Below are 26,498 nucleotides of genomic sequence, written 5' to 3'. Positions count from 1 at the left end.
TTAAAAACATCGCACATTGGTTTCAGATATTTCTTGTGCTGGCAGGCTTGGAAATACCGGAATGTGAGCGCACATTTACACCCAGTAATGGATAACCGACTACGCTATTAGGATATTTCGCCTGCAAGTCAGCTTCCGAGAAGCCTATGACCGAACACGACATTTTGACTGACGCCGAAAGAGAGGCCTTACAAGAGGTCATGCAGACACCTGCTTCGGTCTCGTCATGTGTGTTGATTGTCGAAGATGATGTTTTGGCTCGGGAGTTGTTGGCGGAGTTTCTTGAACTCAATGCCATTGAGTGCCTCCAGGCCAGCAATGAAGAAGAAGCGCTGGCGCTATTGGCATCGGGCCAGCCGATCAACCTGATGCTCACCGATTTGCGCATGCTGCCCCACGATGGCTTGCATCTGATCCGCAAAGTGCGTGAATCCGAGCGGGCGGCCTTGCCGGTTATCATCATGTCGGGGGATGCGAATGTACGGGATGCCATCGATGCCATGCATTTGAGCGTGGTGGACTTTTTGCTCAAGCCGATTGATACCGACAGGTTGCTCAAGCTGATCCGTGAGGAGTTGGGGATGTAAGGTTGGTCTCCCACCGTGTCAAAAAAAAGCCCCGAATGATCGGGGCTTTTTTTATTGCTGCGGGTTACAGGCCGTTTCTGGCCTTGAACTCGCGCCGACGACGGTGCAGTACCGGCTCGGTGTAGCCGTTAGGCTGTTTGGTGCCTTCGATGACCAGCTCGACCGCTGCCTGGAAGGCGATATTGCTGTCGAAGTCCGGCGCCAACGGACGGTACAGCGCGTCGTTGGCGTTCTGGCGGTCAACCACCGGTGCCATGCGCTTGAGGCTTGCCATGACCTGCTCTTCGTTGACGATGCCGTGACGCAGCCAGTTGGCGATGTGCTGGCTGGAGATACGCAGCGTGGCACGGTCTTCCATCAGGCCGATGTCGTTGATGTCCGGCACCTTGGAGCACCCCACGCCCTGGTCGATCCAGCGCACAACGTAGCCCAGGATGCCCTGGGAGTTGTTGTCCAGTTCGTTCTGGATCTGTTCCGGGGTCCACTGCGGGTTCACCGCCAGCGGGATGGTCAGGATGTCGTCCACCGAAGCCGGAGCGCGCTTGGCCAGTTCGGCCTGACGGGCGAACACGTCAACCTTGTGGTAATGCAGCGCGTGCAGGGCGGCGGCGGTCGGTGACGGCACCCAGGCAGTGTTGGCGCCGGCCAGCGGGTGAGCGATTTTCTGCTCCAGCATGGCGGCCATCAGATCGGGCATGGCCCACATGCCTTTACCGATTTGTGCACGACCTTGCAGGCCAGTGCTCAAGCCGACATCGACGTTGTTGTTTTCGTAGGCCGAAATCCACTTCTGGGCTTTCATGTCGGCCTTGCGTACGACCGGGCCGGCTTCCATCGACGTGTGAATCTCGTCGCCGGTACGGTCCAGGAAGCCGGTGTTGATAAACACCACTCGCTCGCTGGCGGCCTTGATGCAGGCCTTGAGGTTGATCGTGGTACGGCGCTCTTCGTCCATGATTCCGACCTTGAGCGTGTTGCGTGGCAGCTTGAGCACGTCTTCGATGCGGCCGAACAGCTCGTTGGTGAACGCGGCTTCTTCAGCCCCGTGCATCTTCGGCTTGACGATATACACCGAGCCGGTGCGGCTGTTGCTGCGCGTGGTCTGGCCATTGAGGCTGTGGATAGCCGCCAGGCTGGTGAGCAGGCCGTCGAGGATGCCTTCGGGCACTTCGTTGCCGTCTTTGTCGAGGATCGCATCGATGGTCATCAGGTGGCCGACGTTGCGCACGAACAACAGCGAGCGGCCGTGGAGGCTGACGGTGCCGCCGTTTGGCGCGGTGTACTCGCGATCCGGGTTCATGGTGCGGGTAAAGGTCTGGCCGCCCTTGGATACTTGCTCGCTGAGGTCACCCTTCATCAGGCCGAGCCAGTTGCGGTAGATCACCACCTTGTCATCGGCATCGACCGCAGCGACCGAGTCTTCGCAGTCCATGATGGTGGTCAGGGCGGCTTCCATCAGCACGTCTTTGACGCCTGCAGCATCGGTCTGGCCGACGGGGCTGGCCGCGTCGACCTGGATTTCGAAATGCAGGCCGTTGTGCTTGAGCAGCACGGCCGTCGGCGCTGCGGCCGTGCCGTGGTAACCGATCAACTGCGCGGTGTCGCGCAGGCCGGTGCTGGCGCCGCCCTTGAGGGTGACCTGCAAGGCGCCGTCAACAATGGCGTAGCCGCTGGAATCAACGTGGGAGCCGCTGGCCAGAGGTGCAGCTTCGTCGAGAAAGGCGCGGGCGAAGGCGATGACCTTGTCGCCGCGAACCTTGTTGTAGCCTTTGCCCTTTTCGGCGCCGTCGGCTTCGCTGATGGCGTCGGTGCCGTAAAGCGCGTCGTACAGCGAGCCCCAACGGGCGTTAGAGGCGTTGAGGGCAAAGCGCGCATTCATCACCGGCACCACCAATTGCGGGCCGGCCATGCGGGCGATTTCGTCATCGACGTTTTGCGTCGTTGCCTGGAAATCCGCAGCTTCTGGCAGCAGATACCCGATATCCTGGAGGAAGGCCTTATAAGCCACGGCGTCATGGGCCTTGCCGGCCTGCGCCTGGTGCCAGGCGTCGATGCGCGCCTGCAAATCATCGCGTTTGGCGAGCAGTGCTTTGTTCTTGGGTGCCAGGTCGTTGATGACCTTGTCGGCACCGGCCCAGAACTGATCGGCGGTGAGGCCGGTACCGGGGATAGCTTCGTTGTTGACGAAGTCGAACAGGACTTTGGCGACCTGCAGGCCACCGACGTGAACGTGTTCAGTCATTGCTTGCCTCACTCATTTTTATTTAAAGCCTGGAGCGCTTCTCAAAACACCGCCAGAGCGGGTTTGTACGGGGATTGCAGACGCTTTGGCAGACCATGTTGCAATTTATGTAGTGGTCGCCGAGGCATACTACATGATCAATTGCAGATGTGAAAATCAGACTGATCACGTCGTTCTGCGACCATTTTTACGCGAACGGTCACTCAGAAGAACGGGATGTTCTCAAGAAACAGGCAGGTTGTTCCAGATAATTCTAAAAACAGTACACAATTTGTGATTTTGAAGGCATCTGTGGGAGCAGGCTTGCTCGCGATTCGGGCGACGCGGTCTGTCAGGCAAACCGTGGCGAGACCATCGCGAGCAAGCCCGCTCCCACAGGGAAGGGTGTTGCCTATACTCAATCGACCCCCTAATAAGAGAGTCCCGCCATGAATCATCTTGTTATCACTGTCTTTGCCCAGGACAAGGCCGGGCAGGTCGAGCGTATTGCCCAGTGCATCGCCGAGCATGGAGGTAACTGGCTGGAGAGTCGCATGTCGCGTATGGCCGGGCAATTTGCCGGGATCCTGCGTGTCGGCGTGCCTGCCGAAGCCCACGATGAGCTGGTCGATGCGCTGCAGCGGTTGGGCAAGGAAGGGATTCGGGTATTGATCGCCGAAAGCGGGATCGAGCAGTCCTGCACCTGGAAGCCCATCGCCATGGAGCTGGTGGGCAACGACCGCCCCGGCATTGTGCGCGATATCACCCGGGTGCTGACGGAGCAGGGGGTGAGCCTGGAGCGGCTGGTGACCGATGTGCGGCCCGCGCCCATGAGCAACGAGCCGCTGTTTCATGCCGAGGCCATTCTGGCTGTGGCCCTGATCTTGTCGCTCGACGTGCTGCAAAAGCGTCTGGAAACCCTGGCCGATGAACTGCTGGTAGACCTCAAGTTCAGCACCGAAGAGTAACTACGCCGGTTCAGCTGCGCTGGCGCAGGCTGAACCAGGCATCGAGGCTGTACACCACCAGCCCGGCCCAGATAAACGCAAAGGCGATCAAGGTGCTTTCGGACAGGTGTTCGCCATACACCCAGACCGCCAGGATCAGCACCAGCGTCGGCGCGATGTACTGCATAAAGCCCAGGGTCGTGTAGGGCAGATGTCGTGCGGCGGCGTTGAAACTGACCAGGGGTATCAGCGTGGCCGGGCCGGCAAATACCAGCAGCCAGGCCTCTGAGGTACTCCAGAAGTCAACGTGGGCGCTGTTGGCTTCCGGATGCAGCAACAGCCAGCCGATGGCAACCGGGACCAGGATCCAGGTTTCTACCACCAACCCCGGCAGCGCCTTGACCGGTGCTTGCTTGCGAATCAGCCCGTAAAAGCCAAACGTCAGCGCCAGCACCAGCGATACCCACGGCAGGCTACCCACTTGCCACACTTGTTGTGCCACGCCCGCAGCTGCCAGGCCTACGGCAATCCACTGCAAGCGGCGCAGGCGTTCGCCCAGCAGCAACATGCCGAGCAATACGTTTACCAGCGGGTTGATGTAATAGCCCAGGCTGGCTTCGACCATGCGGTCGTTATTTACGGCCCATACATAGGTCAGCCAGTTGGCGGCAATCAGCAGGCCGCTGATGGTCAGCACGCCCAGGCGTTTGGGGTTGTCGCGCAGTTCCTGCCACCAGCCGGGGTGCTTCCACACCAGCAGCAGCAACGAGCCGAACAAGGCCGACCAGAGCACCCGGTTGACGATGATTTCGGCCGCCGGGACGCTGGCCAGCAGTTTGAAGTAGAGCGGGAAGATGCCCCAGATGACATAGGCCGTGAGGCCTAAAATATACCCGCGGCGCGGGTTGGCGGCTTGCATGCAGAATCCTTGCTTAGGCAACTAACAGACACGGAAGAAGTCAGGATTGTAAGCAGGTTTTGCAGGCGTGTCGTGCAGGAGATTTGCAAGGCAGACAGTTGTTTTTGCACCAGCAGCGGTCCCGGATTTTCTGTGGGAGCGGGCTTGCTCGCGATGCGGGCGCTGCGGTCTGACAGTTAAACCGCATCGACCCAATCGCGAGCAAGCCCGCTCCTGCAAGAGCCACATACATGGCGTCAGAACAGTTTCAGCGGCTCCTCATTGAGTGCTGAAAGCTGTTCACGCAATGCCAGGATCTGGTCGCCCCAGTAGCGTTCGGTACCAAACCACGGGAAGCTGTGGGGGAAGGCCGGGTCGTCCCAGCGTCGCGCCAGCCAGGCACTGTAGTGCATCAGGCGCAAAGCGCGCAGCGGCTCGATCAACGCTAGTTCGCGGGGGTTGAAGTCATGAAATTCGCTGTAGCCGTCCATCAACTCTGACAGCTGGCCCAGGCATTCCTGGCGATCACCGGCGAGCATCATCCACAAATCCTGCACCGCAGGGCCCATGCGGCAGTCATCGAGGTCGACGATATGGAACACTTCGTCGCGGCACATCATGTTGCCGGGGTGGCAATCACCATGCATGCGGATGTTGGTGTGCGGGGTGGCGGCGTAGACGTCTTCAACGCGCTTGAGCAGGTCGCGGGCGACGGACTCGTAGGCCGGGAGCAAGCTGCGCGGTATGAAGTTGCCTTCGAGCAGGGTGGTCAGTGAGTCGTGACCGAAGTTTTTCACGCCCAGTGCTTCGCGGTGTTCGAACGGCTTGGTTGCGCCTACGGCATGCAGGCGGCCGAGCAGTTGCCCGAGACGATACAGCTGGTCGAGGTTTCCCGGCTCTGGCGCACGGCCACCACGGCGTGGGAACAAGGTAAAGCGAAAGCCCTGGTGCTCGAACAGGCTTTGGCCGTTGTGAATCATCGGGGCCACGACCGGGACTTCGCAGTCGGCCAGTTCGAAGGTGAAGCGGTGCTCTTCGAGGATCGCTTCGTTGGTCCAGCGCTGAGGGCGATAGAACTTGGCGATCAGCGGCTGCGAGTCTTCGATACCGACCTGATACACGCGGTTTTCGTAGCTGTTGAGCGCCAACACGCGGGCATCGCTCAGGAAACCGATGCTCTCGACAGCGTCGAGCACCAGATCAGGGGTAAGTGTTGCAAACGGATGAGACATGCTGACTCCTGCGCGCAGCAGGCTGCCGCGTCCGGCCATGCATGTTAGCGCAGACCGGGGCCCGGAAGGCGACTTAATCCGCTGTGGGAGCGGGCTTGCTCACGATGCAGGCGCTGCGGTCTGTCAGTTAAATCGCACCAAGCCGATCGCGAGCAAGCCCGCTCCCACACCGAAAGGGTCAGGCGCCGACGATACCGCCGTCTTCACGGCTGATGGCCATGACCGAAGAACGCGGTTTGCCGTTGGGCAGATGCTCGGGGAAGGTGGATCCGCCGTTTTCGCCGGGGTGCTGAATACCAACGAACAGGGTTTTGTGGTCGGGCGAGAAGCTGATGCCGGTGACTTCACAGCCAATCGGCCCGACCATGAAGCGGCGGATTTCACCGCTGGCCGGGTCGGCGCAGAGCATCTGGTTATTGCCCATGCCGGCAAAGTCGCCGCTGTTGCTGGCGTCGCCGTCGGTGAGGATCCACAAGCGCCCTGCGTCGTCGAAACCCAGGCCGTCGGGGCTGTTGAACATGTTTTGCGGGGTAATGTTGGCCGAGCCACCTTTGGCCGTTTTGCCGTGCACTGCCGGGTTGCCGGCCACCACGAACAGGTCCCAGTCAAAGGTGTCCGAGCCGTGATCACCCTTATGGGCGTTCCAGCGCAGGATTTGTCCGTAGACGTTTTTCTCACGCGGGTTGGGTCCGCCAGCCGGTTGTCCATCCTCGCCACGTTTGACGTTGTTGGTCAGGGTGCAATAAACCTGGCCGTCTTTGGGGCTGACCACTATCCATTCCGGGCGGTCCATGCGCGTGGCGCCGACTGTGCTGCCTGCCAGGCGGGCATGGATCAGGGTATCGGCCTGGCTGGCGAAACCATGGTCGGCATCAATGCCGTTTTTGCCGTGACTCAGTTCAAGCCACTGGCCCTGGCCCTTGGGGCGATCAGGGTTGCTGTCGCCATTGTCAAAGCGCGCCACATAAAGCGTGCCGTGGTCGAGCAGGTCGCGATTGGCCTTGGGGTTCTGGTGGTCGATCTTGTCGCGGCTGATAAATTTGTAGATGAACTCGCCGCGTTCATCGTCGCCCATATAGACCACGGCACGACCGTCGCCGGTTTCGGCCAGGGCGGCGTTTTCGTGTTTGAAACGGCCCAGGGCGGTGCGTTTGACCGGTGTTGAAAGCGGGTCGAACGGGTCGATTTCCACTACCCAGCCGTGACGGTTGAGTTCGTTGGGGTTGAGTGCCAGGTCGAAGCGCGGGTCGTGTTGGTGCCAGTTGATATCCTTGCTGGCCGCCACGGCACCATAGCGCTTTTGCGCGGTGTCGAAGGTTTGCTTGGCATCAGAGCTGCCGAAACAATCAGTGAAGTTTTCTTCGCACGTCAGATAAGTGCCCCACGGGGTTTTGCCGTTGGCGCAGTTCTGGAACGTGCCCAGGGCACGGCTGCCGGTGGCATCGGCCCGGGTGCGCAGCAGTTCGTGGCCCGCCGCGGGACCGCTGAGGCGGATCGGCGTGTTGCCGTGGATGCGCCGGTTAAAGGGTGAGCCCTGAACAAACTGCCAGCTGTCGCCCTTGCGCTGGATTTCGATCACCGACACGCCTTCACTGGCCAGGGCCTTGCGCACTTCTTCAAGGGAAGTGGGCGAGCCACCGTGAGGGTAGAGGTAGCGGTAGTTGGTGTATTCGTTGTTGATCGCCATGAGGGCCCGGTTCGGGTCATCGGGGAAGGCGAACAGGCTCATGCCGTCATTGTTGTCGCCAAATTGCACTTCCTGCTCGCTGGCGGTGCCTTTACCGGAAGGGTCAAACGCCGGGCCTTTGGCCTGCAGCGGCTGACCCCAGCTGATGAGCACCGAGGAACGGTAGCCGGGCGGCAGGCTGATGGTGTCGGTGGTGGCTGCGTTGATGCTGTCGAACCCCAGCAGGTTGCTGTTGGCGGCGCTGATCCCGGCCGCCAGGGCGCTGCGACCAAGCAGGCCGCCGCCGAGGAACATCGCCGCACCACACAAGGCGCCCGCACTGATAAAGCCCCGACGGCTCAGGCCGATGATCTGCTCAAGGTCGGTGGATTGGTTTTCTTCTAATAGGCTCATGGCTGGCTCGTCTGGCAACGGTTTTGGCAGACACCATAAGCAGCGGGTATGACAGGGATGTTTCAGTTTTTGTTTGAAAAGTCCCTCACCCATAGGGAGAGGGGACTGGTTTAGGGGGGGTGAAGGCGCATGCGGTCAGCTCCCTCTCCCTCCTGGAGAGGGGTGGGGTGAGGGCAGCGGTTTAGACCGCTGTGCCCAGCAACACCAGCGTCGGCGCAAACTGCACCTGTGCCGTACTGCCCACGGTCAGTCCAAGTGTTTCAAGGTGTTGCGGTTCGGTCAGCGCACACAGCGTCTGGCCGCCAGGCAGGCTGATACGCACTTCACTGGGGCCGTCGGCGAGGTGCAGAATCTGTTGGATCTGCCCGTGCAGGTGATTGTGTTCGGGGCTGGGCACTTGTGCGACGTCGATCAACTGCAGCCAGCCCGCTTTAATCAGTGCCACCGCCGGGCTATTGATCGCCAGTTCCAGGTGCTGGGTGCTGTCGTGGGTGATTTGCGCCTGCAAGGTCAGGCCACCGGGCAACTCAAGGTCAATCAGATCGTTGTGACCATGCCTGTGGATGGCAATCACGGTACCGTGCAACTGGTTACGGGCGCTGGTACGCAACATCAGGCGGCCGAGCAGGTCGAGATCCCGGGCGTCTTCGGCGGCGTCCAGCACCTGAGCCTGTAATGCCTGCAAGCGCTGATAAAGGCGCAGCACCCGCTCACCGGCCACGGACAACCGGGCGCCGCCTCCGCCCTTGCCGCCAATGCTGCGCTGCACCAAGGGGGTTTGCGCCAGGTTGTTCAGCTCATCGATGGCATCCCACGCAGCCTTGTAGCTGATGCCCGCACTTTTGGCGGCAGCCGTGATCGAGCCCTGCTCGGCGATGTGTTGCAACAGGGCAATACGTTGCGGGCGGTGGACAATATGCTGGGCAAGCAGGGCAGGCAGGTGCATGAAGGCAGGTTCGCAAGACGGGGAGTGCCCGAAAAGTGCCTGCTCCACGGGGAGACGTCAAGCAAGCCCATCAGGTTTTGGCGTGCGCGCCAGGCAATACACATCGACCCGCCGCGCCCCACCCTTGAGCAACAGGCGCGCCAGGCTTTCTGCCGTGGCGCCGGTGGTCAGCACGTCATCGATCAGGGCCAGATGCAAGCCATTCACCTGCACCCCTGGCGCGAGGCTGAATGCGTGGCGCAGGTTGCGTTTGCGGGTTTTGGCGTCCAGATCCTGTTGCGCAGCGGTGTTCCGCGAACGCAGCAGCCAGTGCGGCTGGCAGGGGATGCACAACTGCTTGCCGAGCCAATCCCCCAGCATCCCGGCCTGGTTATAGCCACGCTCACGCAAGCGTTTGGTGGACAGGGGTACCGGCAGCAGGGCGTCAGGTCGAGGTTCACCCATGTTGAAGCTATCAAGCAGTGATTGCCCAAGAATTTCGGCCAAAAGGCGGCCGTAGGGCCATTTGCTGTGGTGCTTGAAGCGCACGATCAGGCTGTCGATCGGAAAGCCATACACCCAAGGTGCATGAACACGTTCGAAGGCGGGTGGCTGTCTGATGCAATGGCCGCAAACCAGCCCCGCCATGGGCAGCGGCAAAGCGCAGCGCTGGCAGCGGTCACCCAGCCAGGGCAGCTCCAGTTCGCAGGCGACGCACAGGGCCTGCTCTGTACGGGCGCGCTCGTCACACAACAAACAGGACTGGTTGTTTATTAACCAATTGTAAACCAATCGAATCCATAGTGGTTGACAGTTCATGTCACATCCTTAAACATGCCGATATCCGTGCCGTGCCTGGGTTTTTGCCTCGGGTTCTAGTCAAAGCATAAACAAGAGAAACGCCGATGAGCGCCAGCAGCCTTGCCAACTTGCGACATGATTGGTCATTAGCCGAAGTCCGGGCGATGTTCACCCAGCCTTTCAACGACCTGCTTTTCGAGGCGCAGACCGTTCACCGCAAGCATTTCAATGCCAACCGGGTTCAAGTTTCGACGCTGTTATCGATCAAGACCGGGGCCTGCCCGGAAGATTGCAAATATTGTCCGCAGTCGGGCCACTACAACACCGGCCTGGCCAAAGAGAAGCTGATGCAGGTGCAGAAGGTGCTTGAAGAAGCACAGCGGGCCAAGGACATCGGTGCCACCCGTTTTTGCATGGGCGCAGCCTGGAAGCACCCTTCGGCCAAAGACATGCCCTACGTGCTGGAAATGGTCAAAGGGGTGAAGGCCATGGGCCTGGAAACCTGCATGACCCTGGGCAAGCTTGATCAGGAGCAGACCGCTGCACTGGCCCATGCCGGTCTTGACTACTACAACCACAACCTCGACACCTCGCCCGAGTTCTACACCAGCATCATCACCATGCGGACCTACAGCGAACGCCTGCAAACCCTGAGTTACGTGCGCGACAGCGGGATGAAAATCTGCTCCGGCGGCATCCTGGGCATGGGCGAGTCGCTGGACGACCGCGCCAACCTGCTGATCCAGCTGGCCAATCTGCCTGAGCACCCGGAATCGGTGCCCATCAACATGCTGGTGAAAGTGGCCGGCACGCCGATGGAGAACGCCGAAGACATCGACCCCTTTGATTTCATCCGCATGCTGGCAGTAGCGCGAATCATGATGCCTCTGAGCCATGTACGCCTGTCGGCAGGTCGTGAGGCAATGAACGAACAAATGCAGGCGCTGGCGTTCTTTGCCGGGGCCAACTCTATCTTTTACGGCGACAAACTGCTGACCACGGCCAATCCGCAGGCAGACAAGGACATGCGGCTGTTCAGCCGTTTGGGCATTCTGCCGGAGGAGGGTAAAGATCACGCTGACGAGGTGCATCAGGCGGCGATAGAGCACGCGCTTAGGGATCAGAAGTCCAGCGAGCAGTTCTATAACGCTGTGGTTTAACCACCGTGCAGGCCTGTAGTCGTTGCCGCAGGCTGCGATAAGGTCCGCAGGACCTTCGCTTTCAATACCGAAGCCGGGGCCGCTTCGCTGCCCATCGCAGCCTGCGCCAGCGGCTACAAGGGATTATAGTCAGCATGTCATTCGATCTACGCTCCCGGCTGGCCGCACGCCGCGCCGATAACCTGTATCGCCAGCGCCCGCTGCTAGAAAGCCCGCAAGGGCCGCAGGTGGTGGTCGATGGCAAGCCTCTGCTCGCCTTCTGCAATAACGACTACCTGGGCCTGGCCAGTCACCCGCAAGTGATTGAAGCCTGGCAAGCGGGAGCATCGCGCTGGGGCGTAGGCGGCGGTGCGTCGCATCTGGTCATCGGTCACAGCACCCCGCACCACGCACTGGAGGAGGCTCTGGCCGAGTTCACCGGTCGCCCGCGTGCGCTGCTGTTCAGTAACGGATACATGGCCAACATGGGAGCCGTCACCGCGTTGGTCGGGCAAGGCGATACGGTGCTGGAAGACCGCCTCAACCATGCCTCCCTGCTGGATGCCGGTTTGTTGAGCGGGGCGCGCTTCAACCGCTACCTGCATAACGATGCAAGTAGCCTTGCCAAGCGTCTGGAAAAAGCCAGCGGCAGTACGCTGGTGGTCACCGATGGCGTATTCAGCATGGACGGCGATCTGGCCGACCTCCCCGCTCTGGCCCGTGAAACCAGGGCCAAGGGTGCCTGGTTGATGGTAGACGATGCCCACGGTTTTGGTCCGTTGGGCGCCAATGGCGGCGGGATTGCCGAACATTTTGGCCTGAGTGCTGACGATGTGCCGGTACTGGTCGGAACGCTGGGCAAGGCATTTGGCACCAGCGGTGCATTTGTCGCGGGCAGCGAAGAACTGATCGAAAGCCTGATCCAGTTCGCCCGACCTTACATCTACACCACCAGCCAGCCTCCGGCGCTGGCCTGTGCGACGCTCAAAAGCCTTGAGCTACTGCGCACCGAGCATTGGCGCCGTGAGCATCTGAACAAGTTGATTGCTCAGTTTCGCCTTGGTGCCGAGCAAATTGGCCTGCAGTTGATGGACAGCTTTTCGCCGATCCAGCCGATCATGATCGGTGACAGTGGCCAAGCCATTCGCCTGTCGCAGAGGCTGCGCGAGCGCGGCTTGCTGGTGACTGCAATCCGCCCGCCCACTGTCCCCGCAGGCAGCGCCCGTTTGCGCGTGACACTGTCGGCCGCCCACACAGAAGCACAGGTACAGCTATTGTTAACGGCACTCGACGACTGTTGGCGTACGTTGGAGCCTGCTCATGCGTGATCGTTTGATTTTGCTGCCGGGCTGGGGCCTGGGGGTTTCACCTCTGGAGCCTCTGGCCGAGGCCTTGCGCGGGCTGGACGAGCACTTGCGGGTCGAAATCGAACCGCTACCGGTGCTGCTGTCCACCGCTCTTGACGACTGGCTCGATGAACTCGACGCGACCCTGCCCGACAACGTCTGGCTGGGTGGATGGTCGCTGGGCGGGATGCTTGCCAGCGAGCTGGCTGCGCGTCGCGGCGATCGCTGCTGCGGGCTGGTTACCTTGGCCAGCAACCCGAGCTTTGTCAGTCGCGCGGATTGGCCAGGCGCCATGCCTGTCTCCACGTTCGAGCCGTTCCTGAGCGGTTTTGGTGATGCGCCGAATACCACGCTCAAACGTTTTTGCCTGCTGTGTAGCCAGGGCTCGGATGAGCCGCGGGCGCTTGCCAGCCTGCTGCTGGCCGGCGCACCCAATGCTCAGCCCGATGCCTTGTCGGCCGGCCTTGAATTGCTCGGCAGGCTGGATACGCGGGCAGCCTTGCAGCGTTTCAACGGGCCGCAATTGCACCTGTTCGCGGGGCTTGATGCGCTGGTTCCGGAGCAGGCGGCAAGTGATGTGCTGGCGCTGTTACCCGATGTCGAAGTGGGTCTGATTGAACAGGCCTGTCATGCATTTTTACTGGAAGCCCCGCACGAACTGGCGGCGGCGATTCAGGCTTTTTTACACGAGTCGGGCGATGAATGATTTGAGTATTGCGATGCTTGCGGCCAGCTTGCCGAACAAGCGTCAAGTGGCTGTCTCGTTTTCCCGTGCGGCCGCCAGTTACGACAGCGTCGCCCAATTGCAGCGTGACGTTGGCCATGAGCTGATGGCCCGTTTACCGCAGGATTTGAGCCCGCAGCGCTGGCTGGATCTGGGCAGTGGCACAGGTTATTTCAGCCGCGTGCTGGGTCAGCGCTTTACCCATAGTCAGGGGGTGGCACTGGATATCGCCCAAGGCATGCTGGCGTATGCCCGGCCTTTGGGCGGGGCACAGCATTTTATCGCTGGCGATGCCGAAAACCTGCCGCTGCAAGCAAACAGTTGTGATCTGATTTTCTCCAGCCTGGCGCTGCAATGGTGTGCTGATTTTCGCGCGGTGCTGAATGAGGCGCAGCGTGTGCTCAAACCCGGTGGGGTCCTGGCCTTCACCAGTTTGTGCGTGGGCACCTTGAATGAGCTGCGTGATAGCTGGCGGGCCGTCGACGGCCAGGCTCACGTCAATCGTTTTCGTGAGTTCACGGCCTATCAGCAGCTTTGCGCCGACAGCGGTCTGCAGGTGCTCGGCTTGCAGAATCAGCCGCATGTGCTGCACTACCCGCAAGTACGCCAGCTGACCCATGAGCTAAAAGCGCTCGGTGCACATAATCTCAACCCGGGACGTCCTGAGGGGCTGACCGGCAGGGCGCGGGTTCAGGGGCTGGTTGGCGCCTACGAGCAGTTTCGTCAGCCGCTGGGGTTACCGGCGACTTATCAGGTGGTCTACGGCATTCTGGAGAAAGCGCGATGAGCCCAGCGTACTTCATCACCGGTACGGACACAGATGTAGGCAAAACCACGGTGGCGGCAGGTTTTCTGTATGCCGCGCGCACGGCCGGGCTGAGTACGGCCGCGGGCAAGCCGGTTGCCTCGGGTTGTGAAGTCACTCCCCAGGGATTGCGCAATGCTGACGCACTGGCATTGATGGCCGAGAGCTCGATCAAGTTGAGTTATGACGAGGTCAACCCGGTGGCGTTCGAGCCGGCCATCGCCCCGCATATCGCGGCGCGTGAAGCCGGGGTGGTACTGACGGTGCGCTCGCTGCTGGAGCCGATGCAGCACATTCTGGGTCAAAAGGCCGACTTCACCCTGATTGAAGGCGCCGGCGGCTGGCGCGTGCCGTTGTCCGGTCAGGACAGTTTGTCGGAGTTGGCACAGGCGCTGGACCTGCCGGTAATCCTGGTGGTGGGCGTGCGTCTGGGCTGTATCAGCCATGCACTGTTGACCGCCGAGGCGATTGCCCGTGATGGCCTGCAGCTGGCTGGCTGGGTCGCCAATATCATTGGCCCGAAAACCTCACGCCTGGAAGAAAACCTCGCAACCCTGGCGGAGCGATTGCCCGCGCCTTGCCTTGGGCGTGTGCCTAAACTCAAATCAGCGTCGGCGCAGTCCGTGGCTGAATACCTGCAACTGGATTTGCTGGACTGATACACCGCTTGAATCTGTGGGAGCGGGCTTGCTCGCGATGGCCTCGCCTCGGTCTGCCTGACTGTCCGAACCGGCTGTATTGCGAGCAAGCCCACCCCAAAAATATCCCCTCCCTTGATCAGACAAATCCGACCCAAGACGAACGGCGGCTTCGCGCTGCTTGACAATAAATAGGCGTAAACGTATGTTTCAAACACCTGTTTGACCGCCATAACAAATCCACGCGGTTGTTCATCCCCGGTTTCATCAGCAGAGGTTTATCGCTATGCCTGACTACAAGGCCCCCTTGCGTGATATTCGCTTCGTTCGTGACGAACTGCTCGGTTACGAAGCGCACTATCAGAGCCTGCCGGCTTGCCAGGACGCCACTCCAGATATGGTTGACGCCATTCTTGAAGAAGGCGCCAAGTTTTGTGAGCAGGTGCTGGCACCTCTGAACCGCGTGGGTGACATCGAAGGCTGCACCTGGAGCGAAACCGGGGTTAAAACCCCTACAGGCTTCAAAGAAGCCTACAAACAATTCGTTGAAGGCGGCTGGCCGAGCCTGGCTCACGACGTAGAGCACGGTGGTCAAGGCCTGCCGGAATCGCTGGGCCTGGCCGTGAGCGAAATGGTCGGTGCAGCCAACTGGTCGTGGGGCATGTACCCTGGCCTGTCCCATGGTGCGATGAACACCATCTCCGAGCACGGCACCCCCGAGCAGCAAGAGACCTACCTGACCAAGCTGGTGACCGGCGAATGGACCGGCACCATGTGCCTGACCGAATCGCACTGCGGTACTGACCTGGGCCTGCTGCGCACCAAGGCTGAACCTCAGGCTGACGGTTCCTACAAGATTTCCGGCACCAAGATCTTTATCTCGGCCGGTGAACACGATATGGCCGATAACATCGTGCACATCGTACTGGCTCGCCTGCCGGATGCACCGGCTGGCACCAAAGGCATTTCGCTGTTTATCGTGCCCAAGTTCAACGCCAACGCCGATGGCAGCATCGGTGAGCGCAACGCCGTGTCCTGTGGCTCGCTTGAGCACAAAATGGGCATTCACGGTAACGCCACCTGCGTGATGAACTTCGACGGCGCCACCGGCTACCTGATCGGCCCGCCGAACAAAGGCCTGAACTGCATGTTCACCTTTATGAACACCGCACGTCTGGGCACCGCGCTGCAAGGCCTGTCCCACGCTGAAATCGCCTTCCAGGGCGGCCTGAAATACGCTCGTGACCGTCTGCAGATGCGTTCGTTGACCGGCCCGAAGGCGCCTGAAAAGGCGGCTGACCCGATCATCGTTCACCCGGACGTACGTCGCATGCTGTTGACCACCAAGGCATTCGCCGAAGGCAACCGTGCGATGGTGTACTTCACCGCCAAGCAAGTCGACATCGTCAAATACGGCGTTGATGAAGAAGAGAAGAAGAAAGCAGACGCACTGCTGGCCTTCATGACACCGATCGCCAAAGCCTTTATGACTGAAGTCGGTTTTGAGTCCGCCAACCACGGCGTGCAAATCTACGGCGGCCACGGCTTTATCGCCGAGTGGGGCATGGAGCAGAACGTTCGCGACAGCCGCATTTCGATGCTGTACGAAGGCACCACCGGCATCCAGGCACTCGACCTGCTGGGCCGTAAAGTGCTGATGACCCAGGGCGAGGCGCTCAAGGGCTTCACCAAGATCGTGCACAAGTTCTGCCAGAGCAACGAAGGCAACGACGTACTCAACGAGTTCGTCACGCCACTGGCTGCGCTGAACAAGGAATGGGGCGAGCTGACCATGAAGGTCGGTATGGCCGCGATGAAAGACCGTGAAGAAGTGGGTGCGGCCTCGGTCGACTACCTGATGTATTCCGGTTATGCCTGCCTGGCCTACTTCTGGGCTGACATGGCGCGCCTGGCGGCTGAAAAGCTGGCGGCCGGCACGTCCGAAGAAGCGTTCTACAAAGCCAAGCTGCAAACGGCCCGCTTCTACTTCCAGCGCATCCTGCCGCGCACCCGCGCGCACGTTGCCACCATGCTGTCGGGCGCTGCCAACCTGATGGACATGAAAGAAGAAGACTTCGACCTGGGCTACTAAGCCTCGGCGGGTCATCTTGCAAAGCCGCTTCTCCTTTTGGGGAGGCGGCTTTTTTAGTTTTGGTGCGCCTTAACTTTCTGTGGGAGCGAGCCTGCTCGCGAAAGCCCTCGCGAGCAGGCTCGCTCCCACATCAGATATGCTCTCGACCAAAACATATATATTAGTCACAGCATGACCCTATGTATCGCTATCGTCGTTAAGCTAGACTGGGTCCTACATTAATAATCGCCGTTTACAGATTACGAGGTTTGCCATGGCTGACTACAAAGCGCCCCTGCGCGATATGCGCTTCGTCCTCAATGAAGTCTTTGAGGTCGCCAAGCTCTGGGCGCAATTGCCTGCGTTGGCAGAGACCGTAGATGCTGAAACGGTTGAAGCCATTCTCGAAGAAGCGGGTAAGGTCACCGCGAAAAGCATCGCGCCGCTGAGCCGCAGTGGTGATGAGGAAGGCTGCCACTGGGACAATGGTGCAGTGACCACCCCGGCCGGTTTTGTCGATGCCTATCGCACCTACGCCGAAGGCGGTTGGGTGGGTGTGGGCGGCGACCCGCAGTTCGGCGGCATGGGCATGCCCAAGGCTGTATCGGCCCAGGTCGAAGAGATGATCAACTCCTCCAGCCTGTCGTTCGGCCTGTACCCGATGTTGACCGCCGGCGCCTGTGTGTCGATCAACGCGCACGCCAGCGAAGCATTGAAAACGACCTATTTGCCGAATATGTACTCGGGTGTGTGGGCGGGTTCCATGTGCTTGACCGAGCCCCATGCGGGTACTGATCTGGGGATTATTCGGACAAAAGCCGAGCCTCAGGTGGATGGTTCCTACAAAGTCAGCGGCACCAAGATTTTCATCACCGGTGGTGAGCACGACCTGACTGAAAACATTATCCATCTGGTACTGGCCAAATTGCCGGACGCGCCTGCGGGGCCTAAAGGCATCTCGCTGTTTCTGGTGCCCAAGTTCATGGTCAATGCTGATGGCAGCCTGGGTGAGCGCAACCCGGTGACCTGCGGCTCTATCGAGCACAAGATGGGTATTCAGGCTTCGGCCACCTGTGTGATGAACTTCGATGAAGCTGTCGGCTACCTGGTGGGAGAGCCCAACCGTGGCTTGGCCGCCATGTTCACCATGATGAACTATGAGCGTCTGGGGGTTGGCATCCAGGGCCTGGCTTCGGGTGAGCGTTCGTATCAGAACGCCGTGGAATATGCCCGCGATCGCTTGCAGGGGCGCGCTGCAACAGGCGCAGTGGCCAAGGATAAAGTGGCGGACCCGATCATCGTTCACGCCGACGTCCGACGCATGCTGCTGACCATGAAGGCCTCGAACGAAGGCGGTCGGGCCTTCTCTACTTATGTTGCCAACCAGCTGGATATCGCCAAGTTCAGTGAAGACCCGGCAGCCCGTGAGCGCGCCGATGGCCTGGTGGCCTTGCTGACCCCGGTGGCCAAGGCCTTCCTGACTGATCTGGGCCTGGAAACCACCGTGCATGGCCAACAGGTGTTCGGCGGCCACGGCTATATTCGCGAGTGGGGCCAGGAGCAGCTGGTGCGTGATGTGCGCATCACGCAAATCTACGAAGGCACCAACGGTATCCAGGCGCTGGATCTGGTGGGGCGCAAGATCGTTGGCAACCACGGGGCTTACTACCGCCAGTTTGCTGATGAAATCCGTCAGTTCATCGCCACCGCCAACAGCGACCTGAACGAGTTTACCCAGCCACTGGCGGCGGCTTTGGACACACTTGACCAGTTGACAGCCTGGGTACTGGACCGTTCGCAAAACAACCCGAACGAGATCGGCGCAGCCTCCGTTGAGTACCTGCAGGTTTTTGGTTACACAACGTATGCGTACATGTGGGCGTTGATGGCCAGGGCCGCGTTGGGTAAAGAGGCCGATGAAGCCTTCTATGCCAGCAAGCTGGGCACGGCACGCTTCTATTTCGCCCGTTTGCTGCCGCGTATCCACTCGCTGAGCGCGTCGGTCAAGGCGGGTAGCGAGTCGCTTTACCTGCTGGACGAAGCACACTTTTAACCTGTTTAGTGTTTTGTAAGCATTTGCTTACATTACATGCTGACAATCTCCCATATCGGCAGATTGGATCCAGGGGTAATCTACTTTCCATGGACGTAGAGCAGGAAGCTCAAAGCAACAACACGGACACGTAGGATTCTGCCAGGATGGCGGAGTGAAAAGGATGTCAGGGAAACAGTCTGCAAAACCCCGCCTCGGCGGGGTTTTCTTTTTTGTGCGTCAGATTTTTCTCGATTTCCCAGCTCCCACAAGGTGGTCAGCTACAAAGCCCCTTCATCGCCCTGCATCACATCTTCAAGCAACGTGCGCAACAGTCCCAAAGTGGCTTGCTGGCGTTGCACATCGCGACACACCAGCCCGACTTGCAGCGGCACCCGTGGCTCGCTCAGCGGCTTCCACAGCAGCGCCTTGTCATCGTGCTGATGGCGCGAGCGCCCCGGCAAGACTGTGGCCAGCTTGCTATGGGGCAGGCTATCGAGAATCCCCGCCATGGTGTTGAGTTCGGCCTGCACCTGCGGGCGACGACCCAGATTGGCAAGCTGGGCTTGCCAGATCTGGCGCACCTGAAACTCCTCCCCCAGCAGCAACATCGGCAGCTCTGCCGCCTGGCTCAAGGACACTTTCTTGAATTCGCGCAACGGATGATCCGCCGGTATCACCAGTTGCAGTTCGTCTTCGTAAAGCATCATGGCGTGCAGCCCAGGCTGGCGTGGCGGCAGGTAACTGATGCCAATGTCGAGTGAACCATTCAGCAGGCGCCGTTCGATCTCTATGCCCGTGAGCTCGTAGATCTGTACCACCAAATGGGGTTGGGCCTGACGTACACGCTCCAGCATCTGCGGCACCAGGCTGGTATGCACAGTTTGCAATACACCGATGGCAATGGTGCGCAGGGCCTGGCCCTGAAAGTTGTGCAGAGCCTCTTTGGCCCGCTGCAATCCGTCGAGCAAGGGCAGCGCGTGGTTGTACAGCGTGTGTGCTGCCAAAGTAGGCAGCAGGCGCTTGCTGCTGCGCTCGAACAGGCTCACATCAAGGTTGTGTTCGAGCTGACGGATCTGCTGGGAGAGGGCTGGCTGCGAGATGCAAAGCCGCTCGGCGGCACGGCCCACATGGCCTTCTTCATAGACCGCGACGAAATAACGCAGTTGCTTGAAATCCATAAGTAATACTTATCGAAAATGCTTAAAAAACGAAATGGCTCAACGGCCTGCCGGCGCCTAGTCTACGCCCATTCCACAAGGCTCATCGAGCCAGAGATGCTGATAGGCAACGGCGTTTTACATAGGCAGGACAATAAACCCGAGCAGAGGTTTACCTTTCCCATGAAGCGTCGGCGGTTGCAAATCGAATCTGTTTATGGTCACAAGGTCCGCGTGCATGAACCTGTTTAACCTGCGTCGCCATTCCCCCAGCCTCGAAGAAATGGCCGCCCACTCTGCGCCATCCAAAGCTGGCAACCACCCGTCCCGAGACTGCCTGATGCCCTGCGTTGAGCGTGAAGCCCAAGTGTTTGTGCGCGGCCAGGGCTCATGGATGTGGGACAGCGACAGCCGTGCGTATCTGGATTTTACCCAGGGCAGTGCGGCCAACAGCCTGGGCCACAGCCCGGCGGTGCTGGTCAAGGCAATGACCGAGCAGGCGCAATCGTTGCTAAACCCGGGTGCAGGTTTTTTAAACCGCGGGATGTTGAACCTGGCGCAGCGCTTGTGTGAAAGCACCGGTAGTGATCAGGTGCATTTGCTCAACACCGGCGCTGAGGCCAATGAAGGTGCGATCAAGCTGGCGCGTAAATGGGGCCAGCTGCATCGCGGTGGCGCCCATCGGATCATCACGGCCAGCCGCAGCTGCCACGGTCGCAGCTTCGGCGCGATGTCGGCTTCGGGCGGCGCTTCTGTGGATAACCGCTTCGAGCCGCAGTTGCCGGGTTTTATCAATGTGCCGTTCAACGATTTGCCGGCGCTGCATGCGGCAGTCGATGCGCAGACCGTGGCCATCATGCTGGAGCCGGTACAAAGCGAAGCCGGGGTGATTCCTGCGACTGAGCACTACCTCAAGGGTGTTGAGCGCTTGTGTCGCGAGCTGGGCATTTTGCTGATCCTGGATGAAGTGCAGACCGGCGTGGGGCGTTGCGGCACCTTGTTGGCAGAACAGAATTACGGCATTCGCGCCGACATCATTACGTTAGGCAAGGGCCTGGGCGGCGGTGTACCAGTGGCCGCATTGCTGGCTCGGGGCAAGGCCTGTTGCCTGGAGCCCGGCGAGCTGGGCGGTACCCATCATGGCAATGCCTTGATGAGCGCAGCGGGGTTGGCGGTGCTGGATACCGTGCTGGACAAGGGCTTTCTGCAGCAGGTTCGCGACGCGGGGCAACACCTGCGCGAGGGGCTGGGCAGGTTGGCAAATAGTTATGCACAGGGCGAATTACGCGGCCAGGGTCTGCTTTGGGGTCTGACCTTGTCGGATAACTCGGCAGACGCTGTGGTTAAGGCGGCGTTGTATGAGGGCTTGCTGATCAGCGCCCCGCAGCCCGACTGCCTGCGTTTTACCCCGGCCCTGTGTGTGAGCAAGGGCAATATCGATGAAATGCTGCTGCGTCTGGCCCGGGCGTTTTCCCGGGTTCGAACGGCGCAATTGCAGTGCCGTCGCGGGGTTGCCGTCTGATTGCAGCCGTTACACAGAATTTAAAGAACCGTCTCGCGGTATAACGCATCGCCCCGTGCCTGATTTCTTCGGTACGGGGCGTTTTTTTTGTCTGTGGATAAGTTCAGTCTGAACCTTTGGCTTGCGCCTGGAGTCGATTAGAAGCAGGGCCATTTCTGGCCCGCCACTATCAGGGAGCTGCGCATATGGATCTTATTAAAATCATCTTTGCCATTCTGCTTCCACCGCTGGGTGTGTTTATGCAGGTGGGTTTTGCCGGTGCCTTCTGGCTGAATATTCTGCTGACCCTGTGCGGCTATATCCCGGGCATCGTCCATGCGGTGTGGATTATCGCCAAGCGGTAACCAGGCAGCGACTACAGTTATGTATCGGCCTGCATCACCTGGCTATAAAACAACCATTCCTGTTCCAGTGCATGGGCCTGGTTACTGGCCTTGCGAAAGCCGTGGCGTTCGTCCGGGTAGTAATGGGCCCGGGCCGGGATGCCGTTGTATTGCAGGGCCTGGAGCATGTCGCGGGTTTGTTGCGGCACCACTACAGCGTCCAGCTCACCCTGGAAGAAAATAACCGGCACGCTGATCTGGTTGGCGTACAGCAACGGAGTGCGCGCTGCATAGCGTTCAGCGTCGCGCTCCGGATCGCCAATCAGCCAGTCAAGGTAGTCACCTTCAAACTTGTGGGTGGACCGCGTCAGCGCAATTGGGTCGCTGACCCCGTACAGGCTGGCACCCGCCCGGAACACTTTATGGAATGCCAGCGCGCACAAGGTGGTGTAACCCCCCGCGCTGCCGCCACGAATAAACGCACGGCGGGGAGCAATCAGATCTTGTTCGGTGAGATAACTGACCACCGCGCAGGCATCTTCGACATCCACCACGCCCCAATTCAAATGCAAGGCTTGACGATACTCACGGCCATAGCCGGTGCTGCCGCGATAGTTGAGGTCAGCCACGGCAAAGCCGCGCTGGGTCCAGTATTGAATGCGCGGGTCGAGCATCGGGTAACAGGCCGAAGTCGGACCGCCGTGGATAAATACCAGCAGGGGCGGTTTTTTTTCGCCGTTCATAGCCGGGTAGAAAAAACCGTGGGCATGGCCCGTTCCAGAGGGATAACGCAGAGTTCTCGGGCGGCTGATACGTTCGGGGGGCAGCGGTGCAATGCCACCTGCCAGTACCTCGACCTTATGCTCGGCACGGCAGATACGGATCACGGCTGAAGGGCGTATCGGCGATGCTGCGATGCAGTAGATAAATGCCTCATCCAATGCCAGGCTGCGAAAATGGCTGTAGTCACCGGTGAAGTCTTCGAGGTTGCCGTCAGCTGTGCGGATGCCCAGTCGCCCGAAGCCGTCCTCGGTCCAACTGGCCAGATAGGCCTGCTCTCCCAGTGGCACAAAGGTGCTGGTGCCCAGTTGCCAAGGGGCCGGGGCGTGATCGGCGCGCGCGCTGGGCGCGGGTACCAGGCCTTCGCCAGACTCGGCCCAGGGCTGCCAGAAACCTGCGCGGTCGGTCAGGCAATGGAGCCGGTTATGTTCGTCGAAACGCGGCTGTTGCAGCGATTCCTCATCAAGATCACCGGCCAGGCACTGCGCGGTGTTCCAGCGCCCGGCGGTTTGGCCTTCGGCCAGCATCAGACGGGTAGAGGTCCACGGTTGGTGTGGGCGGCTCCATTCGACCCAGGCCAGGCGCTGGCCGTCAGGGCTCAGCGCCGGTGCGCCGTAGAAGTCGGCACCTTCAGCCAGGATCTGACGTTCAAGGGTGTCCAGGTCGATGCTTACCAGTCGGTGTTGGTCGCCGGTTTCTTCGACTGCCAGCACCTGCCCGCCGGCAAACTGCACGCCGCCGTAGCGGCATTCACTCTGGGTCAGTGCCTGCGGGGCGCTACCTTCCAGAGGTTGCAGATACAGCTGCTGATCGGTTTCGTTGACGAACACCACGGCGTTATCGCTCAGGCAAAACCCGCCACCGCCGTACTCATAGACCCGGCTGCGTGCGCTGAAACCGGCGGGCGTCAGGCAGTGGGCCTGGCCATCGCGCCAGTGCCAGATGCGCGAGGCCGCATCCTGTGGACGATATTCGTTCCAGAACAGGCCTTGAGGGCCGACTCGCAATTCTGCGAAATCAACCCCGGCGGCTACGGCGAGTGCGGCGCTGAAGGGCTCAGCTTTTGGCGATAAGACGTGAGTTTCGTTCATTTCGGAAGGCCAATTGTTCGATGGTCTGGGTGGCGTGCTCGGCTTCTTCGCGCGCCTTGAGAATCAGGTTGTGTTGGGGCGATTTGCTGCACACCGGGTCCGCATTGCTGGCGTCCCCGGTGAGCATAAAGGCCTGGCAACGGCAGCCGCCGAAGTCCTTTTCTTTCTCGTCGCACGAGCGGCAGGGCTCGGGCATCCAGTCATAACCACGAAAACGGTTGAAGCCAAACGAGTCGTACCAGATGTGCTGCATGCTGTGGTCACGCACATTGGGGAACTCGACCGGCATTTGTCGGGCACCATGACACGGCAGGGCCGTGCCGTCAGGTGTGACGGTCAAAAAGATGCTGCCCCAGCCGTTCATGCAGGCTTTTGGGCGTTCTTCGTAATAGTCCGGCGTCACGAAGATCAGCTTGCAGGGGTGACCCTCTGCTTCCAGTTTGGCCCGGTATTCGTTGGTGATGCGCTCAGCCCGTACCAGTTGCTCCTTGGTCGGCAGCAGGCCGACACGGTTGAGCTGGGCCCAGCCGTAGAACTGACAGGTGGCCAGCTCAACAAAGTCGGCTTCAAGGGCGATGCACAGCTCGATGATGCGGTCGATTTTGTCGATGTTGTGCCGATGGGTGACGAAGTTCAGCACCATCGGGTAGCCGTGGGCCTTGACGGCCCTGGCCATTTCGAGCTTTTGCGCGAAGGCTTTTTTCGAGCCGGCCAGCAGGTTGTTGACCTGCTCGTCGCTGGCCTGGAAGCTGATCTGGATATGGTCCAGCCCGGCTTTTTTGAAGTCGCTGATCTTTTGCTCGGTCAGGCCGATGCCCGAGGTGATCAAGTTGGTATAGAAACCCAGCTTGCGCGCTTCGCCAATCAACTCGGCCAGATCCTGGCGCACCAGTGGCTCGCCACCGGAGAACCCCAGTTGCGCTGCACCCATCTCCCGCGCCTCGCGAAACACCTTGATCCACTGCTCGGTGCTCAGTTCTTTGCCCTGCTGGGCGAAGTCCAGCGGGTTGGAGCAATACGGACACTGCAGCGGGCAGCGGTAGGTCAATTCGGCCAGCAGCCACAGCGGCAGGCCGACTTCAGGCTTGGGCGGGATACGGCTGTCAGGCAAGTTCGATCCAGTGCTCTGCACGAGCGACCTCCATAAATTGCTCGATATCTGCGCCGAGCTCGGGTACGCCGGGGAACTGTTTGTCCAGTTCGCCAATAATGGCCGCGACGTCGCGCTGGCCGTCGATCAGGCCGCCGATCAGGGCCGCGCTGTCATTGAGCTTGATCATGCCTTCGGGGTACAGCAACACATGGCCTTTTTGCGCGGGCTCGTACTGGTAACGATAGCCGGTGCGCCAGGTCGGGATTTTGCTGCGATCGAAGCTCATAGGGTGATTCCTTTGTGCCAGACACGTTGGCTGGTCACGCTGTGATAGGGCGGGCGGTCCAGCTCGTAGGCCATGGTCATGGCATCGAGCATGCTCCACAGGATATCGAGTTTGAACTGCAGGATTTCCAGCATGCGCTGCTGGCCTTCATAAGTAGTGTAGTGCTGCAGGGTGATTGCCAGCCCGTGCTCCACGTCGCGTCGGGCCTGGCCCAACCGGGTGCGGAAGTATTCGTAGCCGGCGGGGTCGATCCACGGGTAATGCTGGGGCCAGCTGTCCAGGCGCGACTGATGGATTTGCGGCGCAAACATTTCGGTCAGCGAGCTGCTGGCGGCTTCTTCCCATGTAGCGCGGCGGGCGAAGTTGACGTAGGCATCCACGGCAAAACGAACGCCGGGCAGGACCAGCTCTTGAGAGCGCAGTTGATCCGGGTCCAGGCCAACCGCTTGACCGAGGCGCAGCCAGGCTTCGATGCCGCCGTCTTCACCGGGCGCGCCGTCGTGGTCGATCATGCGTTGAATCCACTCGCGGCGCACTTCACGGTCAGGGCAGTTGGCCAGGATCGCGGCATCCTTAAGCGGGATATTGACCTGGTAGTAGTAACGGTTGGCGACCCAGCCCTGGATCTGCTCGCGAGTCGCGCGGCCTTCGTACATTGCCACCTGATAGGGGTGGTAGATGTGGTAATACGCGCCTTTGGCCCGCAGGGCGGCCTCGAATTCGGCGGTAGAGAGTGGGGCTTGGGTCATCTGGTGCCTCCAAAAAAATGTGATGCCTTTGTAGCAGCTGCCGAAGGCTGCGTTCGGCAGCTGCTACAGATTCAGCTTTTACAATTCGATGCTCATGCCATCAAAGGCCACTTCAACCCCCCGGCGTACCAGTTCGGCACGCTCGGCGGAGTCTTCGTCGAGAATCGGGTTGGTGTTGTTGATGTGGATAAGCACTTTGCGCTGCTCGGGCAGTTGCTCAAGCACTTCGAGCATGCCACCGGGGCCGTTTTGCGCCAGATGGCCCATTTCCCGGCCGGTACGGGTGCCTACGCCGCGGCGCTGCATTTCGTCGTCGTCCCACATGGTGCCATCCACCAGCAGGCAGTCACTGCCCGCCATGATTTCCAGCAACGGCGCGTCAACCTTGCCCAGGCCTGGGGCATAGAACAATTTACCGCCGGTGCGCAGGTCTTCAACGATCAGGCCGATATTGTCGCCCGGGTGCGGGTCGAAGCGATGCGGCGAATACGGCGGCGCGGCACTGCGCAGGGGCAGCGGGCTGAAACGCAGGTTGGGGCAGGCCGGGATGGTGAACGAACCTTCCAGCTCGATGCGGTTCCAGTTCAGGCCACCATTCCAGTGCTTGAGCATGGTGAACAGCGGGAAACCGGTGCTCAGGTCTTCGTGGACCATGTCAGTGCACCAGACTTCGTGGGGGCAGCCTTCGCGCAGGCTCAGCAGGCCGGTGGTGTGGTCGATCTGGCTGTCCATCAGAATGATGGCGCTGATCCCGGTATCACGCAGGGCACGGCCCGGTTGCATCGGGGCGAAGTCCTGGAGTTGCGCGCGAATGTCGGGCGAGGTGTTGCACAGTACCCAGTTCACGCCGTCGTCGGAGATCGCAATCGACGATTGGGTACGTGCCTTGGCGTTTAACGAACCATCACGAAAACCCGCGCAGTTGACGCAGTTGCAGTTCCACTGCGGGAAACCACCGCCAGCGGCGGAACCTAGAATCTGGACAAACATGGCGTGTTCTCTTGCAAATCTGGAAATAAAAACGCCCCGGCGAACCGAGGCGTTGGGT

23 protein-coding genes are annotated in these 26,498 nt (G+C 60.2%); 11 read left to right on the top strand and 12 right to left on the bottom strand.

Annotated features, from left to right (window positions below; translation table 11 throughout):
- The first annotated feature begins 146 nt into the window (after positions 1 to 146).
- Positions 147 to 587 carry a response regulator gene (locus tag GHN92_RS11220; protein ID WP_094999901.1) on the top strand — a complete coding sequence of 147 codons (441 nt, stop codon included), beginning with the start codon at positions 147 to 149 and terminating at the stop codon, positions 585 to 587.
- Positions 588 to 651: 64 nt separating this feature from the next.
- Here GHN92_RS11220 and GHN92_RS11215 read toward each other — a convergent pair whose 3' ends face one another.
- Entirely contained in the window at positions 652 to 2,829 is a 2,178-nt protein-coding gene (locus GHN92_RS11215) for a malate synthase G (RefSeq protein ID WP_153380167.1), read from the bottom strand.
- A 428-nt stretch (positions 2,830 to 3,257) separates the two neighbouring features.
- Here GHN92_RS11215 and GHN92_RS11210 point away from each other — a divergent pair, with 428 nt between their 5' ends.
- Positions 3,258 to 3,776 carry a glycine cleavage system protein R gene (locus tag GHN92_RS11210; protein ID WP_153380165.1) on the top strand — a complete coding sequence of 173 codons (519 nt, stop codon included), beginning with the start codon at positions 3,258 to 3,260 and terminating at the stop codon, positions 3,774 to 3,776.
- A 10-nt stretch (positions 3,777 to 3,786) separates the two neighbouring features.
- Here the strand turns inward: GHN92_RS11210 and rarD are convergent, their stop codons facing one another.
- The 5 genes from rarD to GHN92_RS11185 form a co-directional block, all read right to left on the bottom strand.
- Positions 3,787 to 4,674 (bottom strand): EamA family transporter RarD, encoded by an 888-nt coding sequence (gene rarD / locus GHN92_RS11205; protein WP_094999903.1) that lies wholly within the window; start codon positions 4,672 to 4,674, stop codon positions 3,787 to 3,789.
- 236 nt (positions 4,675 to 4,910) lie between these two features.
- The gene (locus tag GHN92_RS11200) at positions 4,911 to 5,885 is read right to left on the bottom strand and encodes a serine/threonine protein kinase (RefSeq protein WP_094999904.1); all 975 of its coding nucleotides are present in this window, start codon (positions 5,883 to 5,885) and stop codon (positions 4,911 to 4,913) included.
- 178 nt (positions 5,886 to 6,063) lie between these two features.
- Positions 6,064 to 7,965, bottom strand: a complete 1,902-nt coding sequence (locus GHN92_RS11195; RefSeq protein WP_153380163.1) for a PhoX family phosphatase — start codon at positions 7,963 to 7,965, stop codon at positions 6,064 to 6,066.
- A gap of 181 nt (positions 7,966 to 8,146) precedes the next feature.
- Entirely contained in the window at positions 8,147 to 8,911 is a 765-nt protein-coding gene (locus tag GHN92_RS11190) for a TOBE domain-containing protein (RefSeq protein ID WP_153380161.1), read from the bottom strand.
- A 57-nt stretch (positions 8,912 to 8,968) separates the two neighbouring features.
- Positions 8,969 to 9,709, bottom strand: a complete 741-nt coding sequence (locus GHN92_RS11185) for a ComF family protein (protein WP_130872142.1) — start codon at positions 9,707 to 9,709, stop codon at positions 8,969 to 8,971.
- A gap of 86 nt (positions 9,710 to 9,795) precedes the next feature.
- Between GHN92_RS11185 and bioB the strand changes: the two genes are divergently transcribed.
- The 7 genes from bioB (at position 9,796) to GHN92_RS11150 (ending at position 18,467) form a co-directional block, all read left to right on the top strand.
- Positions 9,796 to 10,851 (top strand): biotin synthase BioB, encoded by a 1,056-nt coding sequence (gene bioB, locus GHN92_RS11180; protein WP_153380159.1) that lies wholly within the window; start codon positions 9,796 to 9,798, stop codon positions 10,849 to 10,851.
- Positions 10,852 to 10,985: 134 nt separating this feature from the next.
- Complete coding sequence (gene bioF, locus GHN92_RS11175; RefSeq protein WP_153380157.1) at positions 10,986 to 12,158, top strand: 8-amino-7-oxononanoate synthase; 1,173 nt, start codon at positions 10,986 to 10,988, stop codon at positions 12,156 to 12,158.
- The gene (locus tag GHN92_RS11170) at positions 12,151 to 12,882 is read left to right on the top strand and encodes an alpha/beta fold hydrolase (RefSeq protein WP_094999910.1); all 732 of its coding nucleotides are present in this window, start codon (positions 12,151 to 12,153) and stop codon (positions 12,880 to 12,882) included. The genes bioF and GHN92_RS11170 overlap by 8 nt, the downstream gene beginning before the upstream one ends.
- Positions 12,875 to 13,687, top strand: a complete 813-nt coding sequence (bioC, locus tag GHN92_RS11165) for a malonyl-ACP O-methyltransferase BioC (RefSeq protein ID WP_095023265.1) — start codon at positions 12,875 to 12,877, stop codon at positions 13,685 to 13,687. The genes GHN92_RS11170 and bioC overlap by 8 nt, the downstream gene beginning before the upstream one ends.
- A complete protein-coding gene (bioD, locus tag GHN92_RS11160; RefSeq protein ID WP_094999912.1) occupies positions 13,684 to 14,364 on the top strand; it encodes a dethiobiotin synthase in 681 nt (226 codons plus the stop codon). The genes bioC and bioD overlap by 4 nt, the downstream gene beginning before the upstream one ends.
- Before the next feature lie 265 nt (positions 14,365 to 14,629).
- The gene (locus GHN92_RS11155; protein WP_094999913.1) at positions 14,630 to 16,435 is read left to right on the top strand and encodes a phenylacyl-CoA dehydrogenase; all 1,806 of its coding nucleotides are present in this window, start codon (positions 14,630 to 14,632) and stop codon (positions 16,433 to 16,435) included.
- A gap of 253 nt (positions 16,436 to 16,688) precedes the next feature.
- Positions 16,689 to 18,467 carry an acyl-CoA dehydrogenase C-terminal domain-containing protein gene (locus GHN92_RS11150; protein WP_094999914.1) on the top strand — a complete coding sequence of 593 codons (1,779 nt, stop codon included), beginning with the start codon at positions 16,689 to 16,691 and terminating at the stop codon, positions 18,465 to 18,467.
- 260 nt (positions 18,468 to 18,727) lie between these two features.
- Here the strand turns inward: GHN92_RS11150 and GHN92_RS11145 are convergent, their stop codons facing one another.
- Positions 18,728 to 19,627: a LysR family transcriptional regulator gene (locus tag GHN92_RS11145; RefSeq protein WP_094999915.1), complete on the bottom strand. Its 900-nt coding sequence runs from the start codon at positions 19,625 to 19,627 to the stop codon at positions 18,728 to 18,730.
- A gap of 217 nt (positions 19,628 to 19,844) precedes the next feature.
- Here GHN92_RS11145 and GHN92_RS11140 point away from each other — a divergent pair, with 217 nt between their 5' ends.
- Both GHN92_RS11140 and GHN92_RS11135 read left to right on the top strand, forming a co-directional pair.
- The gene (locus tag GHN92_RS11140; protein WP_095020444.1) at positions 19,845 to 21,128 is read left to right on the top strand and encodes an aspartate aminotransferase family protein; all 1,284 of its coding nucleotides are present in this window, start codon (positions 19,845 to 19,847) and stop codon (positions 21,126 to 21,128) included.
- A gap of 185 nt (positions 21,129 to 21,313) precedes the next feature.
- Positions 21,314 to 21,472 (top strand): YqaE/Pmp3 family membrane protein, encoded by a 159-nt coding sequence (locus tag GHN92_RS11135; protein ID WP_004419451.1) that lies wholly within the window; start codon positions 21,314 to 21,316, stop codon positions 21,470 to 21,472.
- Between the two features lie 17 nt (positions 21,473 to 21,489).
- Here GHN92_RS11135 and GHN92_RS11130 read toward each other — a convergent pair whose 3' ends face one another.
- From GHN92_RS11130 to pqqB, 5 genes are all read right to left on the bottom strand, one after another.
- Positions 21,490 to 23,322 carry a S9 family peptidase gene (locus GHN92_RS11130; RefSeq protein ID WP_153380155.1) on the bottom strand — a complete coding sequence of 611 codons (1,833 nt, stop codon included), beginning with the start codon at positions 23,320 to 23,322 and terminating at the stop codon, positions 21,490 to 21,492.
- Positions 23,288 to 24,433 carry a pyrroloquinoline quinone biosynthesis protein PqqE gene (gene pqqE, locus GHN92_RS11125; protein WP_153327691.1) on the bottom strand — a complete coding sequence of 382 codons (1,146 nt, stop codon included), beginning with the start codon at positions 24,431 to 24,433 and terminating at the stop codon, positions 23,288 to 23,290. Before pqqE ends, GHN92_RS11130 begins: the two co-directional genes overlap by 35 nt.
- A complete protein-coding gene (gene pqqD / locus GHN92_RS11120) occupies positions 24,426 to 24,701 on the bottom strand; it encodes a pyrroloquinoline quinone biosynthesis peptide chaperone PqqD (protein ID WP_094999919.1) in 276 nt (91 codons plus the stop codon). The genes pqqE and pqqD overlap by 8 nt, the downstream gene beginning before the upstream one ends.
- Complete coding sequence (gene pqqC / locus GHN92_RS11115) at positions 24,698 to 25,450, bottom strand: pyrroloquinoline-quinone synthase PqqC (RefSeq protein ID WP_016782463.1); 753 nt, start codon at positions 25,448 to 25,450, stop codon at positions 24,698 to 24,700. Before pqqC ends, pqqD begins: the two co-directional genes overlap by 4 nt.
- Positions 25,451 to 25,528: 78 nt before the next feature.
- Positions 25,529 to 26,440: a pyrroloquinoline quinone biosynthesis protein PqqB gene (gene pqqB / locus GHN92_RS11110; RefSeq protein WP_048361138.1), complete on the bottom strand. Its 912-nt coding sequence runs from the start codon at positions 26,438 to 26,440 to the stop codon at positions 25,529 to 25,531.
- Between the last annotated feature and the right edge of the window lie 58 nt (positions 26,441 to 26,498).

The organism is Pseudomonas sp. FSL R10-2964, assembly GCF_009600035.1.
Lineage (GTDB): Bacteria > Pseudomonadota > Gammaproteobacteria > Pseudomonadales > Pseudomonadaceae > Aquipseudomonas > Aquipseudomonas bubulae.
This window is presented reverse-complemented; position numbering and strand designations above follow the sequence as displayed.

Coding starts and splice junctions, on each gene's coding strand:
- GHN92_RS11200 (WP_094999904.1), bottom strand. CDS start 5,885: ATGTCTCATCCGTTTGCAACACTTACCCCTGATCTGGTGCTCGACGCT.
- GHN92_RS11135 (WP_004419451.1), top strand. CDS start 21,314: ATGGATCTTATTAAAATCATCTTTGCCATTCTGCTTCCACCGCTGGGT.
- rarD (WP_094999903.1), bottom strand. CDS start 4,674: ATGCAAGCCGCCAACCCGCGCCGCGGGTATATTTTAGGCCTCACGGCC.
- GHN92_RS11185 (WP_130872142.1), bottom strand. CDS start 9,709: ATGAACTGTCAACCACTATGGATTCGATTGGTTTACAATTGGTTAATA.
- GHN92_RS11170 (WP_094999910.1), top strand. CDS start 12,151: ATGCGTGATCGTTTGATTTTGCTGCCGGGCTGGGGCCTGGGGGTTTCA.
- pqqD (WP_094999919.1), bottom strand. CDS start 24,701: ATGAGCTTCGATCGCAGCAAAATCCCGACCTGGCGCACCGGCTATCGT.
- pqqC (WP_016782463.1), bottom strand. CDS start 25,450: ATGACCCAAGCCCCACTCTCTACCGCCGAATTCGAGGCCGCCCTGCGG.
- GHN92_RS11195 (WP_153380163.1), bottom strand. CDS start 7,965: ATGAGCCTATTAGAAGAAAACCAATCCACCGACCTTGAGCAGATCATC.
- GHN92_RS11145 (WP_094999915.1), bottom strand. CDS start 19,627: ATGGATTTCAAGCAACTGCGTTATTTCGTCGCGGTCTATGAAGAAGGC.
- GHN92_RS11155 (WP_094999913.1), top strand. CDS start 14,630: ATGCCTGACTACAAGGCCCCCTTGCGTGATATTCGCTTCGTTCGTGAC.
- GHN92_RS11140 (WP_095020444.1), top strand. CDS start 19,845: ATGAACCTGTTTAACCTGCGTCGCCATTCCCCCAGCCTCGAAGAAATG.
- bioB (WP_153380159.1), top strand. CDS start 9,796: ATGAGCGCCAGCAGCCTTGCCAACTTGCGACATGATTGGTCATTAGCC.
- GHN92_RS11130 (WP_153380155.1), bottom strand. CDS start 23,322: ATGAACGAAACTCACGTCTTATCGCCAAAAGCTGAGCCCTTCAGCGCC.
- bioC (WP_095023265.1), top strand. CDS start 12,875: ATGAATGATTTGAGTATTGCGATGCTTGCGGCCAGCTTGCCGAACAAG.
- bioD (WP_094999912.1), top strand. CDS start 13,684: ATGAGCCCAGCGTACTTCATCACCGGTACGGACACAGATGTAGGCAAA.
- bioF (WP_153380157.1), top strand. CDS start 10,986: ATGTCATTCGATCTACGCTCCCGGCTGGCCGCACGCCGCGCCGATAAC.
- GHN92_RS11220 (WP_094999901.1), top strand. CDS start 147: ATGACCGAACACGACATTTTGACTGACGCCGAAAGAGAGGCCTTACAA.
- pqqB (WP_048361138.1), bottom strand. CDS start 26,440: ATGTTTGTCCAGATTCTAGGTTCCGCCGCTGGCGGTGGTTTCCCGCAG.
- GHN92_RS11190 (WP_153380161.1), bottom strand. CDS start 8,911: ATGCACCTGCCTGCCCTGCTTGCCCAGCATATTGTCCACCGCCCGCAA.
- GHN92_RS11150 (WP_094999914.1), top strand. CDS start 16,689: ATGGCTGACTACAAAGCGCCCCTGCGCGATATGCGCTTCGTCCTCAAT.
- GHN92_RS11210 (WP_153380165.1), top strand. CDS start 3,258: ATGAATCATCTTGTTATCACTGTCTTTGCCCAGGACAAGGCCGGGCAG.
- GHN92_RS11215 (WP_153380167.1), bottom strand. CDS start 2,829: ATGACTGAACACGTTCACGTCGGTGGCCTGCAGGTCGCCAAAGTCCTG.